This is a genomic window from Roseibium litorale (assembly GCF_014842915.1).
In the GTDB taxonomy this organism is placed as follows: Bacteria; Pseudomonadota; Alphaproteobacteria; order Rhizobiales; family Stappiaceae; genus Roseibium; species Roseibium litorale.
In genome coordinates, this window is sequence record NZ_JACYXI010000009.1 from 88,385 (window position 1) to 103,851 (window position 15,467).

The 15,467-nt window shown below is 60.4% G+C and carries 13 protein-coding genes; 9 read left to right on the forward strand and 4 right to left on the reverse strand.

Translation table 11 applies throughout. The features are described from left to right. Positions 1-65 precede the first annotated feature (65 nt). The 6 genes from pcaD to pobA all read left to right on the forward strand — a co-directional run bounded on the left by pcaD (position 66) and on the right by pobA (position 6,599). Positions 66-860, forward strand: a complete 795-nt coding sequence (gene pcaD / locus IG616_RS14620; RefSeq protein ID WP_192148899.1) for a 3-oxoadipate enol-lactonase — start codon at positions 66-68, stop codon at positions 858-860. Next, complete coding sequence (gene pcaC, locus IG616_RS14625) at positions 853-1,242, forward strand: 4-carboxymuconolactone decarboxylase (protein WP_425504190.1); 390 nt, start codon at positions 853-855, stop codon at positions 1,240-1,242. The genes pcaD and pcaC overlap by 8 nt, the downstream gene beginning before the upstream one ends. Before the next feature lie 90 nt (positions 1,243-1,332). Beyond that, positions 1,333-2,091 carry a protocatechuate 3,4-dioxygenase subunit beta gene (gene pcaH, locus IG616_RS14630; protein WP_209007522.1) on the forward strand — a complete coding sequence of 253 codons (759 nt, stop codon included), beginning with the start codon at positions 1,333-1,335 and terminating at the stop codon, positions 2,089-2,091. 3 nt (positions 2,092-2,094) lie between these two features. After that, on the forward strand, positions 2,095-2,721 hold the full coding sequence (gene pcaG, locus IG616_RS14635; protein WP_192148900.1) for a protocatechuate 3,4-dioxygenase subunit alpha: 627 nt from the start codon (positions 2,095-2,097) through the stop codon (positions 2,719-2,721). 846 nt (positions 2,722-3,567) lie between these two features. Then, positions 3,568-4,902 (forward strand): 3-carboxy-cis,cis-muconate cycloisomerase, encoded by a 1,335-nt coding sequence (gene pcaB / locus IG616_RS14640; protein ID WP_192148901.1) that lies wholly within the window; start codon positions 3,568-3,570, stop codon positions 4,900-4,902. A gap of 524 nt (positions 4,903-5,426) precedes the next feature. After that, on the forward strand, positions 5,427-6,599 hold the full coding sequence (gene pobA / locus IG616_RS14645; protein ID WP_192148902.1) for a 4-hydroxybenzoate 3-monooxygenase: 1,173 nt from the start codon (positions 5,427-5,429) through the stop codon (positions 6,597-6,599). 37 nt (positions 6,600-6,636) lie between these two features. Here the strand turns inward: pobA and IG616_RS14650 are convergent, their stop codons facing one another. The 4 genes from IG616_RS14650 to IG616_RS14665 form a co-directional block, all read right to left on the reverse strand. After that, entirely contained in the window at positions 6,637-6,927 is a 291-nt protein-coding gene (locus IG616_RS14650; RefSeq protein ID WP_192148903.1) for a hypothetical protein, read from the reverse strand. Between the two features lie 190 nt (positions 6,928-7,117). Next, positions 7,118-7,987 (reverse strand): helix-turn-helix domain-containing protein, encoded by an 870-nt coding sequence (locus tag IG616_RS14655; RefSeq protein WP_192148904.1) that lies wholly within the window; start codon positions 7,985-7,987, stop codon positions 7,118-7,120. Positions 7,988-8,019: 32 nt separating this feature from the next. After that, on the reverse strand, positions 8,020-8,931 hold the full coding sequence (gene puuE, locus IG616_RS14660) for an allantoinase PuuE (RefSeq protein WP_192148905.1): 912 nt from the start codon (positions 8,929-8,931) through the stop codon (positions 8,020-8,022). Positions 8,932-9,268: 337 nt separating this feature from the next. Further along, positions 9,269-9,619, reverse strand: a complete 351-nt coding sequence (locus IG616_RS14665) for a hypothetical protein (protein WP_192148906.1) — start codon at positions 9,617-9,619, stop codon at positions 9,269-9,271. Between the two features lie 314 nt (positions 9,620-9,933). On the opposite strand from IG616_RS14665, the gene IG616_RS14670 reads away from it, so the two are divergent. The 3 genes from IG616_RS14670 to IG616_RS22920 are packed head-to-tail and all read left to right on the forward strand — an operon-like array spanning position 9,934 to position 15,168. Then, on the forward strand, positions 9,934-10,512 hold the full coding sequence (locus IG616_RS14670; RefSeq protein ID WP_192148907.1) for a PadR family transcriptional regulator: 579 nt from the start codon (positions 9,934-9,936) through the stop codon (positions 10,510-10,512). Positions 10,513-10,540: 28 nt separating this feature from the next. After that, a complete protein-coding gene (locus IG616_RS14675; RefSeq protein ID WP_192148908.1) occupies positions 10,541-11,644 on the forward strand; it encodes an efflux RND transporter periplasmic adaptor subunit in 1,104 nt (367 codons plus the stop codon). Continuing rightward, positions 11,641-15,168 (forward strand): efflux RND transporter permease subunit, encoded by a 3,528-nt coding sequence (locus IG616_RS22920; protein WP_192148909.1) that lies wholly within the window; start codon positions 11,641-11,643, stop codon positions 15,166-15,168. The genes IG616_RS14675 and IG616_RS22920 overlap by 4 nt, the downstream gene beginning before the upstream one ends. Positions 15,169-15,467 lie beyond the last annotated feature (299 nt).

The following is a 15,467-nucleotide window of genomic DNA, read 5'->3' on the forward strand; positions in this document are numbered from 1 at the left end:
CTCATTTTACATAACCTTACAAACAGGCAACACTCAACCGCAATCAATGAGGGAGGAAGTTGCAGATGCATATGATCGAGGCGAATGGCGTCACGCTGCACACTGCGGACACGGGCGAAACCGGTTTGCCGGTGATCGTCTTTGCCAATTCGCTCGGCACGGATTTCCGCTCCTGGGACCGGGTGGCAGAGCGCCTCGCTGGTCGCTTTCGGATGATCCGCTATGACAAGCGCGGCCACGGCCTCAGCTCTGCACCGGATGCACCTTACAAGATGGCGGATCATGTAAATGATCTTGCTGCGCTGCTGGACCAGCTGAACACCGGCCCGGCGATCGTTGTTGGCCTGTCCGTCGGCGGCCAGATTGCGCAGGGCCTTGCCATTTCCCGCCCCGACCTCGTGCGCGCCCTTGTCCTGTGCGACACGGCCGCCAAAATCGGCACCGCTGAGATGTGGCAGACCCGCATGAATACCATCGAGACCGGCGGCATCGCCGCGCTGGCAGAGCCCATTCTGGAGCGCTGGTTCTCGGCGGAGTTCCGCTCCAGCCGTCCTGCAGAGCTTGCAGGCTGGCGCGCGATGCTGACCCGCACCCCTGTTCAGGGGTATCTGGGCACTTGCGCGGCCATCCGCGACACCGATTTCACGGAAGAGACCGCCAAGCTCACCCTCCCCGTTTTGGCCCTTTGCGGTACGGAAGATGGCGCAACGCCGCCGGAACTGGTGGAAGCAACGGCCAAACTCATCAAGGGCGCCCGCTATGTGCCAATCCAAGGCGCGGGCCACCTTCCCTGCATTGAGGCCCCGGACGCGCTTGTCCAGGCCCTGACCGACTTCCTTAAGGAGAATGCTCTTGTCTAAACGCGCCCCGGGGTCCCGTTACGAGGACGGCATGGCAACCCGCCGCCAGGTTCTGGGCAATGCCCACGTGGACCGGGCCAATGCCAACATGACCCCGTTCGACACCGACTTCCAGACCATGATCGTGGAAAGCGCCTGGGGCACAGTCTGGGCCGACGACGCCCTCACCCGCCGGGAACGTTCCATGGTCACCATCGCGCTTCTTGCGGCCCTCGGCCATCATGAGGAACTGGCGATGCATATTCGCGCCACGGCCAATACGGGTGCCAGCGCAGAAGACATTAAGGAAGTCCTGATGCACGTCGCCATTTATGGCGGCGTTCCGGCCGCCAACACGGCATTCAAGATCGCCAAGGAAACCCTGGCGGGAATGGAAAAATAAGCGTTATCTGAACGCAAAACTGCTCTTGGAGGGGCATGGAAAGGATGCCGGAGACGGTGAACGGCATCCAGATACCGGGAGAGAACCCAAATGACGATCGAACGACCCAACCGGCCCGCCATGGTCCGCAAGCCGGGTGAATATTTCCAGCGCGACCGGGACATTCATCCGCCCGCATTTACTCCGGGCTACAAGACCTCTGTGACACGCTCGCCGCAGAAGGCGCTGCTCTCTCTGGAGCAGTCCTTGTCAGAAATGACCGGCCCGGTCTTTAACCACAACGCCATTGGTGAGTTGGATCACGACATGATCCTCAACTATGCCAAGGACGGTGAGCCGATCGGCCAGCGCATCATCGTGCATGGGCGCGTCATGGACGAGAGCGGCAAGGGCATTCCAAACACGCTGGTAGAAGCCTGGCAGGCGAACGCCGGTGGCCGCTACCGGCACAAGAAGGACACGTATCTGGCGCCGATCGATCCCAACTTCGGCGGCTGCGGCCGCTGCCTGACGGACGAGGAAGGCTATTATTACTTCCGGACCATCAAGCCGGGCCCCTATCCCTGGCGCAACTACATCAACAGCTGGCGCCCGGCCCATATTCACCTGTCGATCTTCGGCCCGTCCTTCAGCCAGCGCCTGATCACCCAGATGTATTTCGAGGGCGATCCCTTGATCGATATCTGCCCGATCGTGAAGACCATTCCGGATGAGGAAGCCATCAAGCGCCTGATCGCGCCGATGGATCTCAATGCCAGCGTGCCTCTCGACTGCCGCGCCTACAAATTCGACATCGTCCTGCGCGGCCGCCGCTCGACCCTGTTTGAAAACCGCCTGGAAGGAAACTGAGCCATGGTGCAGCCGCTGACCTATTTCAAGGAAACGCCCAGCCAGACCGCAGGCCCCTATGTGCACATCGGCCTTGCCCCGGCCTATGCCGGCTTCGACATTTTCGAGAACAATTTCTCCAACGTCGTTGCAGGTCCGAACACCAAGGGCGAGCGCATCAAGGTGAAAGGCCGTGTGATTGACGGCACAGGCACCCCAGTCCGCGATGTCATGCTGGAAAGCTGGCAAGCCAATTCGGAAGGCAAGTACAACCACCCGGAAGACAGCCAGGACAAGGCCGTAGAAGAAGACTTCCTCGGCTGGGGCCGGATCTGCTCGGACTTCGACACTGGCGTCTACACCATCGACACCATCAAGCCGGGTCCCGTGCCGGGCCGCAACGGCGCCATCCAAGCTCCCCACATCAGCCTCTGGATCGTTGCTCGCGGCATCAACATCGGCCTTCAGACCCGCGTTTACTTCTCCGATGAAGTCGCCGCCAACGCGAAAGACCCGGTTCTGAATTTTGTGGAGCAGGAAGAGCGCCGCCAAACCCTGATCGCACAGCGCTCCGAGGAAAACGGCGAAGTGATCTACACTTTCGACATCTACCTCCAGGGCGAACAGGAAACGGTCTTCTTCGACGTGTGAGGGCATTCTTCCGTTGTGAGGAAAGCCCTTCCTTCAGACCCGTGCCATTGGTGCGGGTCTGAGGTTGATGACAAACCTCTCAACTCGTCATCCCGGACGCAGCGAAGTGGAGATCCGGGACCGGTGAGTCGAGGTATTTCGGTATGCAACTCTCTGAAACCGATAGTCTTTTGGCTCACCGGTCCCGGCTCGCGCTCCGCTGCATATGGGATGACTATCTCAGAGTTTTTACCTTTGTCAGCAGTCTGAGACCCGCGCCTTCGGTGCGGGTCTTGAACTTCGGAGCGCAAGGAAACACCGGTGTTTGGCACCACCTCTCCTCCGTCATGCCATGGCTCGACCATGGCATCCATGCCGTGACCCTTCCGGAAATGCACCACTCCGGCATGAGGAGACGGAACGGCATGGATCCTCGGGTCAAGCCCGAGGATGACGACCGTGGGTGGGGCAAAGTGCCCTTTCAAAGCAACCTCACTGACGCGGTGCGGGGCCTGGAAGAAAGGAAACACCGGAGTCTGGCACCACCTCTCCTCCGTCATGCCATGGCTCGACCATGGCATTCATACCGTGCCCCTTCCCGGAAATGCACCACTTCGGCATGAAGAGACGGAACGGCATGGATCCCCGGTTCAAACCCGAGGATGACGACCGTGGGTGGGTGGACGCCTTCTCATTTGCGCGGAAGACCTGCGTCTGCCGCGCCGGGTTCCCAAACAGGAAACAAACACACGGCACGGTCCCCTTTGTTCTTGCGTCAGAGCAAACCCTGATTGCCTCCTTCGTGCTAAAAGAACTTCCATTCGGAACTGCCCCTCACTTGCCTGCGCAAAACCAAAGAGGTCCCAAATGAGCCTGACCGCTATCGACAGCCAGATCACCGCACCGCTTCTGACAGATCCGGCAACCGCAGCCCTGTTTCAGGATGCTGCGGTGATCCATTCCATGCTGGAAGTGGAAGGGGCACTGGCCTTGGCGGAGGCCGATTGCGGTCTCATTCCGGAAGAGGCCGGTACCGCGATCTGGGCGGCCTCGGCCAAGACCACGATTGAACCAGCAGCTCTGGCCGCAGGAACCACGAAGGACGGCGTTCCCGTGCCAGCGCTCGTGGCCGCCCTGCGCAAGGCGGTTGGCGACCCTCATGGCCAGTTTGTCCATTGGGGCGCGACCAGCCAGGACATTGCCGACACCGGCCTGGTGCTACGCCTGCGCAAAGCGCTGGATCTTCATGAAGCGGGCCTTAGAAAGTTGGCGAGCAGCCTTGCCGGACTGGCGGAAGCCCACCGCCAGACACCGCTCGCCGCCCGCACCCGCATGCAGCAGGCAACCCCGACCAGCTTCGGCCTGAAGGCCGCCGTCTGGCTCTGCGCCGTGCTGCGCCATCTCGACCGGCTGCCCGCGATCCGCGAGCGGCTGCTGGTGCTGTCATTCGGCGGGGCTTCCGGCAATCTGGCAGCCCTTGGAGGCAAGGCCATGGATGTGGAAGCCGCCCTCGCCCGCCGCTTGAAGCTGGCAAGCGCAACCGCGCCCTGGCACACGGTGCGAGACAGCCTGATTGATTACGCCAACTGGCTGGCGCTGGTGACCGGAACCCTCGGCAAGATCGGCACCGATATCATCCTGCTCGCCCAGAACGAGGTGGCAGAAGTCCGTCCCGGCAGCGGTGGCGGCTCCTCCACCATGCCCAACAAGGTCAACCCGGTGGCTGCCGAGCTGCTGGTTGCCCTTGCCCGCCAGAATGCGACGCTTATTTCCAGCATGCATCAGGCGTCCCTTCAGGATCATGAGCGCAGCGGCGCGGCCTGGACGCTGGAATGGTTGACCCTTCCGCAAATGGTCATCGGAACCGGAGCCGCCCTCGCTCATGGCGCTGCCATGATCTCCGAGCTCACTGTCAACGCGGACCAGATGCGCGCAAATATCGATGCCTCCAACGGGTTGCTGCTGGCGGAAGCTGCCAGCTTCGCCCTTGCCGAACAGATGCCCCGGCCCGAGGCCCAGGCCCTGGTGAAGGAGGCCTGCAAGACCGCTGTCTCGGAAAAGCGGCACCTGTTTGATGTTCTATCGGAGACAACCGGCACGAGTGTCGACTGGGAAGCTCTAAAAGATCCCGCCCGTCACATGGGCGCAAGCGACGCCATGATCGACCGGGTTCTTGAATCCTATCAGCATTTTAAGGGCTGATGTTGAGAGAGTGAGTCTTCGGGTTGAGAGGTTGAGTCAGGTGCTTGAGGCTCTGATTCAATCTCTTTCCAGTTTGATTCAATAAGCCTTCCCCTCTCCCCCTCATGGTGAGGAGGCGCTCCAGCGCTGTCTCGAACCATGGGCGGCAGACGCAATGGGGGGCGGCACTCAATTCATCCTTCGAGACAGGCATCTAGCCTCAGGCCGCTAACGAACCCAAGGCTGCGGGAGTTTCCTCCGCGCTGTCCCGGCCTTGAGCCGGGACCACATCAAAAGCCAATTATTTTCAACATAATGTTCGGATGAGAGATCCCGGATCTCCGCTTCGCTTCGTCCGGGAAGGCGCGGTGGAGAGGTCTGTCTTTACCCTCAGGCCTTGCTTCGGGTGAGGCTCAGAAATTGGATGCATGCGGCTTCCTCCTCCAGTATCCAAAAAGTCCAACAGAACAAGCAGTTCATCCATTCAGGCCGGACTGTGGCTCTTCTAAAATCCAGTCAACCATTGGATTTTGGAGGAGCTATCCATGCGTACTCAAGTCGCCATCATTGGCGCGGGCCCGTCCGGGCTGCTGCTGTCCCAGCTTTTGCATCTCAAGGGCATCGACTGTTTCGTGCTGGAGCAACGGTCTCCCGAGTACGTGCTGTCGCGCATCCGGGCCGGGGTTCTGGAACAAGGCATGGTCAACATGCTGGAACAGGCTGGTGTTGCCGAACGCATGCACAAGGAAGGCCTGCCCCACGACGGCTTTGCGATCAGCGTCGGCGATACCCGGCTGCGCATCGACCTGAAGGGCCTGACCGGCGGCAGCAACGTTATGGTCTATGGCCAGACGGAAGTGACCCGCGATCTGATGGATGCCCATACGGCGCGCGGCGCTCAGGTCATCTATGAGGCAGCCGATGTTCAGCCCCATGACTTTGACACCGCCTCGCCGCGCGTGACCTATCAAAAAGATGGCGTCACCCACGAGATCGCCTGCGACTTCATTTGCGGCTGCGATGGCTATCACGGTGTCTCCCGCGCATCCGTCCCTAAGAGCGCCATTACGGAATTTGAAAAAATCTATCCCTTCGGCTGGCTGGGTATCCTGTCCTATGTGAAGCCCTGCGATCACGAGCTGATCTATTCCAACCACGCCCGGGGCTTTGCGCTGGCCTCCATGCGCTCCAACACGCTCAGCCGCTACTACATTCAGGTGCCGTTGAGCGACAAGGCGGAAAACTGGTCGGATGAAGCGATCTGGGACGAGCTTAAGATCCGTCTTGGCGAGGAAGCCGCCGCGAATATGGAAACCGGTCCGTCGATCGAAAAATCCATCGCCCCGCTGCGCAGCTTCGTGGCTGAGCCGCTGCGTTTCGGGCGTTTGATGCTTGCCGGCGATGCCGGGCACATCGTTCCCCCAACTGGCGCGAAGGGTCTTAATCTGGCCGCCTCGGACATCCACTATCTGTCAGAGGCCCTGGTCGAGTATTACGGTGAAAAATCAAACGCCGGGATCGACAATTATTCCCAAAAGGCCCTCGCCCGGATCTGGAAGGCGGAGCGGTTCTCCTGGTGGATGACGTCCCTGCTGCATCAATTCCCGGAGCTCGGCGCGTTCAACGCCCGCATGCAGCTGGCGGATATGGACTATCTGGCTCATTCCAAGGCCGCACAGATCAGTCTTGCCGAGAACTACGTCGGCCTGCCGTTCTGACCGGAACGCACTCTGTGAAAAGATCTCCCGGAGCGGGTCAAGCCCTCCGGGAAACCTTGTCGAGTTCCTGGCTGATTTTCTCGAACATCATCTTCGGCATCGCCACCGTGTTGACGAACAGCCGCACAACAGCCTTCGGCGAGTAATGAAACTCGCGGCTGACTTTCCTGGAAATGCGCTGCGCATCTGCAACGATCAGCTGGCCGTCATGGGCAAGCCGCGCGACGCCTTTGGTGGCAGCTTCCGTGTGCAAGCCCACCATGAGGGAAAAGCCGAGAGCAAATGCGGCAAACACATAAACGCTGAAATATCTGGAACTGAGTCTCACTGGCCAAACCTGACTTCGTTAACAAATCCTTAACCTATCAGAAGTGGTAGCCGCAGAAACAACAGGACACAAGACCTGCACCCCTGAAGTTGCAAATCGATTACAATTTTAGTTAATTTCCAGAGATCGATCCGGACCGGGAGATTGGCCTTTGACGCCTTCTCCATCCGCAATTCTCAGATGCCTGGCGTCAGCCTTGGCGGGCGCGGAAATCAGCTGGAGATTCGCCCGTCTCTTTCCTGAAGAGCCTTGAAAAATATGCCGGATCCTCATAGCCGAGATCATAGGCAATCTGGCTGATACCCAGGCCTGAGAAGGCCAGCAGCCTCTTGGCCTCAATGACCACCCGGTCGCGGATGGACTGGGCTGCCGTGCGGTCGGTAAACAACCGGCAATAGCGGTTGAGCCGCGCAACGGTGAGCCCCATTTCCCCGGCGTAAAACTCAGGGCTGCGCTCGCTCCGGAAGTGTTCCTCTACCAAAGCGCGAAACTTGAAGAGGGAAAAGCCCGGCGTCCGGTCGGTCTTGCCCCCGTCTCCGCTTTGGGAAAAGAGCACCATCAGCACGAGAGCAAGCAGAGGCCTGAAAACATCCCTGCGGCGCTCACCGCCGTCGAATTCCGTGGCCATCTCGGCAAGATAGAAATCGAGCCTGCGGCGGTCCTCCGGCCCGGCAGCAAAGAGGCTGGTTGCCCCTGCCTGCATGGCCCGCCGCTCGGCCAGACTGCGCTTGCTGTCATCCCCGCCGAGATAGTCCCCGGTAAAAGACAGGACATGGCCTTCCGTATCCGGCGTGAAGGTCCAGCCATGCACACTGCCAGCCGGATTGAAGACAGCCGTTCCCGGAGGAACTTCCCGCTCGCCCGCGTCGTCGATCAGACGGCCCATCCCCTTGGTGATCATCAGCACCTGGTGAAGATGCGCGTGAGAATGGGGCTCCAGTGACCAGCCCAGCGGCTTGGAACGGGCGCGGATGGTCTCGATGTGGAAGAAGTCGAAATCCTCGACGTCTCCCCCATCGCCATAAAGATGGTACCGCGGGATAGGCGTGCTGCCGGTCATGACCGCTTTCCCATACTCATCGGACCGCCAGTTTATCCCCGTGCGTGATGGGCATGCCAGTGCCAGGCAATGTCGATCCGGCGGGGCATCCAGACCTTTTCATGGGAAGCCACATAGTCCAGGAACCGGGCGAGCGAGGCGGCGCGGCCCGGACGGCCGACCAGGCGGCAATGCAGCCCGACATTCAGCATCTTGGGGCTTCCGGCCTCGCCTTCGGCATAAAGAACGTCGAAGGCATCCTTCAGATAGGCGAAGAACTGGTCTCCGGAGTTGAAGCCCTGGGCTGCCGCAAAGCGCATGTCGTTGCTGTCGAGCGTATAGGGAATGACAAGATGATCGCCCCGCGGGCCGTCGATCCAGTAAGGCAGGTCATCCGCATAGCTGTCCGAAGAATAGAGAAAATCCCCCTCCTCCATCACCAGCTTCTGGGTGTTCATGGAGCAGCGCCCCGTGTACCAGCCAAGCGGGCGGGAACCGGTCACTTCCTCATGAAGGCGGATCGCCTCGCGGATCTGCGCGCGCTCCTCGTCCTCAGGCATATCCGCATGCTCGACCCACTTGAGGCCATGTGAAGCGATTTCCCAGTCAGCTTCCTTCATCGCGGCGACCACGTCCGGATTGCGGGCAAGGGCCGAGGCGACACCATAGACGGACACCGGAATGTTGCGGCCGGTAAACATGCGCCACAGACGCCAGAACCCGGCACGCGAGCCGTATTCGTAAATCGATTCCATGTTCCAGTGCCGCTTTCCCGGCCAGGGCTGGGCGCCGACGATCTCGGACAGGAACGCTTCGGAGGCAGCATCACCGTGAAGGATGTTGTTTTCGCCGCCTTCTTCATAATTGATCACGAATTGCACGGCGACATTCGCTCCACCCGGCCATTGCGGGTCGGGAGCGTTGCGGCCATAGCCGATCATGTCGCGGGGGTAGGAAGCGGTCATCTCACTCAGATCCTTGTGAAAATCGATTCAGATGAGAAAAGCCGATGCCTGCCGCAGTTGCAAGGCTACAATCCAGGCACTGGAAACCAGCCTTGGTAGAAATGCTGATTGCATCAAATTTTAGAGGCAGAGTTACCGCGACCTTAGGTGTGCCCCCGTATAACCAAGGACGAAACAACACAGGAGTTCATGATGAAACTGTCGTCAGCAGGGCTGATCTGCATGCTTACGGCGGCAGCCATGACGATGTTCATGGATGCCGGCGACAGAGGCCCCCACGCTTCGAATCATGGTGCTTTCGCGCAATCCGCTCAGAGGTAATTCCGGGACGCCCGCCTTACCGGCGCGGATAGGCCCTTGCCGCAACGCGGACCGGGATCAGCTCACCAGAGGGCTGCCGGCGCCCGCCGCGCCCGTCAGTCTCCGGCCCGAGCATCATGATCGCAGTTCCTATGACCGCAGACGTCAGCGTGATCATCATACCGCAGGCCAGGAGCACGACCGGCAGAACCGGGTTCTGGGCATTTGCGACCAGTATACGCAGATGTCCGATATCCGCCGCAAAGATGCCTCCGACGAGCAGAATGGAAACCCCGGCGCCGATCACGCCATTGGTCACGAGAAGCCGGAAAAACGGATTGCGCGGCAGAAATCTGCAGGCCAGGCTGGAGCGGTTTGAACGGGACATGACGTGCACTCCTTTATATTCTGCCCGGCGCAGCGTTCGAAATCTCATCTGAACCGGACAGCACTCTTTCTCTCATTTAAGGCTCAAAACTTCTGCTCCGCAATATGTTGAAATGCGGCATTTGAATCACCACTTTGTGAAAGGTTTTCAGGGCAGTACAGCGCGCCGGTAACAATCAGAAATATATATTGAGCCGATATATGCCATTCAGATATAGTGCACCCGGTTTTCCATAGGCCCTTCCCAAGCGGGCCTTCGGAAAACCGGTCGTTTTTGATGGTGGAACAGGATTCTGCTGTGATGGGAGCCATTTGATGAGTGTCCGCAGCCTATGTTTGGCAATCCTGAATTTTAGCGATGCAACGGGCTACGAGATCCGCAAGGAGACAACCAGTGGCAGTTTCAGCTACTTCGGAGACGCCAGTTTTGGCGCCATCTACCCGGCACTTTCCCGGCTGGAAGCGGAGGGCCGGGTAACAGTCCGGGAGGAAAGCCAGCACGGCAAACCCACCCGCAAAGTCTACTCGATCACGGAAGCGGGCCGGCTTGAACTGGTCGAGGCCCTTCTGGAGCCTCCGGCGCACGACACATTCAAGTCCCCTTTCCTGCTTCTGGCCCTGCATGCGGAACTGGTCGGCCCCAGGGTGCTGGAAAAGGCCATCGAGACGCGGCGCAAGCATCTTCAAGACGAGCTCGACCTGCTGCGCTCAATACCGCAGGACGCCGAACCCGGAGCCAGCAACTGGGTCCGGGACTACGGTATCCAATGCAAGACCTTCGCGCTTGGCTATCTGGATGCCAACGCAGCCGAACTGATCGAACTGGCCGGCAGAAAACACGCTCTCAGCCCCCGCCAGCGGCGGGACGCCCTTTTTTCGAACGCAGCCGAATAGGCGCGGAAACCGGTTTCCGGAGTTACCAATGGCTTTGAAGTTCTCCTATCTGCTGTCCTTCGGACTTGCCGCAGGAATTGGCATGTGGATGTATACCGGCACCATCGTCAAAGGCGGCCAGGGCGACACTGCTGGCGCGACGCCTCCCCCGTCCGAACGGACGAGCGCTGCCAACGCCAATCTTTTCCGGGTGCAGGTTGTAAACCTGAAGGCTCAGGACCGGGAAGCCGTGCTTGAAGTGCGCGGGCGGACCCAGGCGAATGCACGGGTTCAAGTGCGCTCAGAGACAGCCGCCCGCGTGATCAGCCGCCCGGCACAAGAAGGGGCGAAGATCTCCAAGGGCGATGCGCTGTGCGAGCTGGACAAGGGGACCCGCCGCGCCGGCCTGCTGGAAGCCAAGGCCAATCTCGATCAGGCCCAGCTGGACTTCAACGCCGCCCAGAAACTGTCCAGCAAGGGCTTCACGGCCCAGAACCAGCTGGCAGCCTCCCAGGCTGCCCTCGATGCGGCCAAGGCCCGGCTGGAAGAAGCCGAACTGGAACTTGACCACACCCTGGTCCGGGCTCCTATTGATGGGATCATCGAAAGCCCCATGGCGGAGGTTGGGGCCCGTCTGAATACTGGCGATGTTTGCGCAACCGTCGTGAATACGGATCCGATGAAGGCAATCGGCCAGGTTTCCGAGCTGAATGTGGGGGATATCACGCCCGGCATGCCTGCCAAGGTGGACTTGGTAACGGGCCAGAGTTTTGACGGCACCGTGCGCTATGTGGCTCCGGCAGCCGACAGTGACACCCGCACCTTCCGCATTGAAGTGGAAATTCCAAACGCGGATGGCGCAGCACGCGATGGCATCACCGCCCTCACCCGTATTCCTTTGCGAACCACCCGGGCACACAAGATTTCCCCGGCCATTCTGACCCTGAATGACGAGGGGCAGGTGGGCCTGCGCACGGTCAACGCGGATAATGTGACCGAGTTCCACCCGGTCAAGGTTCTGGGTGGTGCCGAGGATGGCGTATGGGTCTCCGGCCTGCCCGAAACCGTTACCGCAATTATCGTTGGACAGGACTATGTCGCTGACGGCCAGAAGGTCGAACCGGTTATGAAAACCGCGGAGGCCTTTCAATGATCGGCATGCTTGAGGACATCCTGAGACGGCCCAAGACCGTCTTCGTGCTGATGATCGCCCTGATCATCGCGGGCACCGCGACCTATCTGTCGATCCCGAAGGAAGACGCGCCGGACATCGACGTGCCGGTGTTCTATGTCTCCGTTTCCCAGCAGGGCATTTCGCCGGAAGACGCCGAGCGGCTTCTGGTCCGGCCCATGGAAACGGAACTGCGCGGTCTGGACGGCTTGAAAGAGCTGACTGCCATTGCCTCCGAAGGCCATGCCGGTTTCGTTCTGGAGTTCGACGTCTCGTTCAACAAGGACGAGGCGATGGCGGACGTGCGGGACAAGGTCGATCTTGCCAAGTCAAAGCTTCCGTCAGAGGCCGACGAGCCGACGATCACCGAAACCAACTTCGCCCTGGTCCCGACCATCACCATCGCGCTTTCCGGTGATGTGCCCGAACGCACGCTTTACGCTCACGCCCGCCGGCTGAAGGATCAGATCGAGGCCATCGACACGGTGCGCTCCGCGGATCTCTCCGGCCACCGGGAGGAACTGCTTGAGGTCCTGATCGACACGCAGAAGCTGGAAACCTATTCGATCAGCCAGCAGGAACTGCTGAACACCCTGACACTCAACAACCGGCTTGTGCCGGCCGGCTTCATCGACAGCGGCAAGGGACGCTTCAACGTCAAGGTGCCGGGCCTCGTCCAGAACGCGGAGGATGTCTACTCCCTGCCGGTCAAGCAGAGCGGCGAAGGTCTCGTCACCCTCGGCGATCTGGCAGAAGTCCGCCGCACCTTCAAGGACGCCAGCAGCTACACGCTGGTCAATGGCCGCCCTGCCATTGCCCTGCAGGTCACCAAGCGGATCGGCACCAACCTGATCGAGAACAATGCGGCCGTCCGGGCGGTTGTTGCTGAAGCCTCCAAGGACTGGCCCGAGACCATCAAAGTCGACATTCTTCTGGATCAGTCCGCCAAGACCTTCGAGGTTCTGGGGTCGCTCGAATCCTCAATCATGACCGCGATCTTCCTCGTGATGATCCTGGTCGTTGCCTCCCTTGGCTTGCGGTCGGCGCTTCTGGTCGGCCTCGCCATTCCCGCCTCCTTCATGATCGGCTTCCTCATTCTGGGGGGGCTTGGCTACACCGTTTCCAACATGGTGATGTTCGGCCTTGTGCTGACTGTCGGCATGCTGGTGGATGGCGCCATCGTCATGACCGAATATGCTGACCGGAAAATCTCCGAAGGCATGGAGGATACGGAGGCCTATATCCGCGCGGCCAAGCTGATGTTCTGGCCGATCGTCTCGTCTACCGCGACGACGCTCGCCGCCTTCCTGCCCATGCTGCTGTGGCCGGGCGTGGCAGGCGAGTTCATGAGCTATCTGCCGATCATGGTGATCATCGTCCTCAGCGCCTCGCTGCTGACGGCCATGGTCTTCATTCCGGTGACGGGCGGCATCTTTGCCCGGATCTCGTACTGGGCAGGCCGGCATGCGACCCTGCTTCTGGCTCTGCTTCTGGGCGGCGTCGCAGGGGCTGGCATCATCGTCAACGGACCGATGTTGTCCGCGGGTCTCGCGCCCTTTGCAGCACCGCTTGCAGTTGTTGCCGCCTTGTCGGTGGGCGTGGTGTCGTTCTTCCTCCTGCGCCCCTTCGTGGCCTGGTCCAAGGCACGGGCGGAGCGCAATGCCGAAAGGGAACGGGCCGAGGCTGCCGCGCTCTCGGCCACTGACACTTTCGACATTTCCAGAGTCAGAGGCGTGACCGGCATCTATGTCCGCTTCCTGAACCTTCTGGTCGGCAACCCGGTCGGAAACCTGGTGGCCTTCGTCGCGGTTGTTGGCGGCTGCGTGATGATCTTCCTTGCCTTTGCCTCCAACCCGACCGGGGTCGAATTCTTCATCGACGAAGAGCCGGATCAGGCTGTCGTGCTCGTCTCGGCACGTGGAAACATGTCGACGGCAGAATCTCTTGCCTTAGTCAAAGGGGTCGAGGACCAGATCCTGTCTATCCATGGCATCAAGAACGTTGTTACCACGGCAGTCGCTCCAGGCGGCAGCACCGGTGGTGGCGGGGTCGGCGGCGTTCAGGACAAGCCGGACGACGTCATCGGCGAGATGATGCTCGAACTCTCCGACTATTGCTGCCGCCCAAAGGCAGCCCAGATCTTTGCCGAGATCCGCCAACGGACAGCCCAGCTGCCCGGCATCAAGGTGGAGACCCGGAAGATCGAGGGCGGCCCGCCGACCGGCAAGGACATTCAGCTCGAGGTCAAGTCTTCCGACTATGACAGCATGGTCGCCGCCGTTGCCCGCGTGCGTGAGCATTTGAACGGCACCGAGGGCCTGCTCGATCAGGAGGACAGCCGTCCCCTGCCCGGTATCGAGTGGCAAATCGATATCAACCGTGAACAGGCTGGCCGCTACAAGGCCGACATTGCTGCTGTCGGCTCCATGGTCCAGCTGGTCACCAACGGCGTTCTGATCGGCACCTACCGTCCAGGTGACAGCGAAGACGAGGTAGACATCCGCGTCCGTCTTCCGGCCAGCGAACGGACCCTGGATCGTTTCGACCAGTTGCGCCTGCAGACACCGCTCGGGCTCGTGCCGCTGGCAAATTTCATCACCCGCACACCGGCACCGAAAGTATCGGAGATCGTCCGCCGCGACGGCCTCTATTCCATGATGGTCAAGGCAACGGTCGACAAGACCAGCGGCCTGACGGTGGACGAAAAGGTGAAGGAGCTGGATGGGTGGATCAAGAGTGAGACCTGGCCTGCCAATGTCTTCCTCAAGTTCCGAGGTTCGGACGAGGACCAACAGGAATCCTTTGCGTTCCTGGTCAAGGCCATGGTCGGGTCCCTGCTCCTGATGTTCATCATTCTGCTGACCCAGTTCAACTCGTTTTACCAGACCTTCCTGACCCTCTCGACGGTGGTCATGTCGGTCATGGGCGTGCTGCTGGGCATGATGATCACCGGGCAGAAGTTCTCGGTCATCATGAGCGGCACGGGTGTGGTTGCCCTCGCCGGGATCGTGGTGAACAACGCCATTGTGCTGCTGGACACCTATAACCGGTTCCGGGAAGACGGCATGCCGGCGGTGGACGCGATCCTGAAGACCTCCGCACAGCGTATACGCCCGATCATGCTGACCACCATCACGACGATTGCGGGCCTGGTGCCTATGGCGACCCAGATGAACCTGGATTTCGTCAACCGGGTTACCTCCATCGGCTCGATCACAGCCGTCTGGTGGGTGCAATTGTCGACGGCGGTGATTGCCGGTCTGGCCTTCTCCACCCTTTTGACCCTGATCATGATCCCGGTCATGGTGGCGGTCCCCAGCGTGTGGGCGAAGTTGTTCCGGCGCTTGTGGACTGGCCGGCGGACACAAGAGCAAGCTGAGGGTAGCAACACCAACTTGCCGGCAGCTCCAGCTCCCGCCGCGGCGGCTCCGCTGAAGCTTGTCTCAAAGGCAGAAACACCTCGTGGCCGCTCAGACCTTGACGGTCTCCCCCACGCCGCGGAATAGCGGGCGGACCGGACACGAAAAAGCCGCCGGGAAACCGACCCTTCCTTGGGCCGTCATTGGATTTCGAGGCGGTTGACCTTGCTCCCGTCTCCCCCCTTGCGGGGGAGATGCCCCCGAACGGGGGCAGAGGGGGGTATAAGCCCCTCGGAACATTGCGGCTTTTGCGGAGTATGCCGAAACCTTACCCCCCTCTGTCAGCTGCTGCTGACATCTCCCCCGCAAGGGGGGAGACGGGCATACGCCGCGCCGCTTGCGTATATCATCCGGTTTGAGATTGTCCCGCCCATCTGCAAGCCATT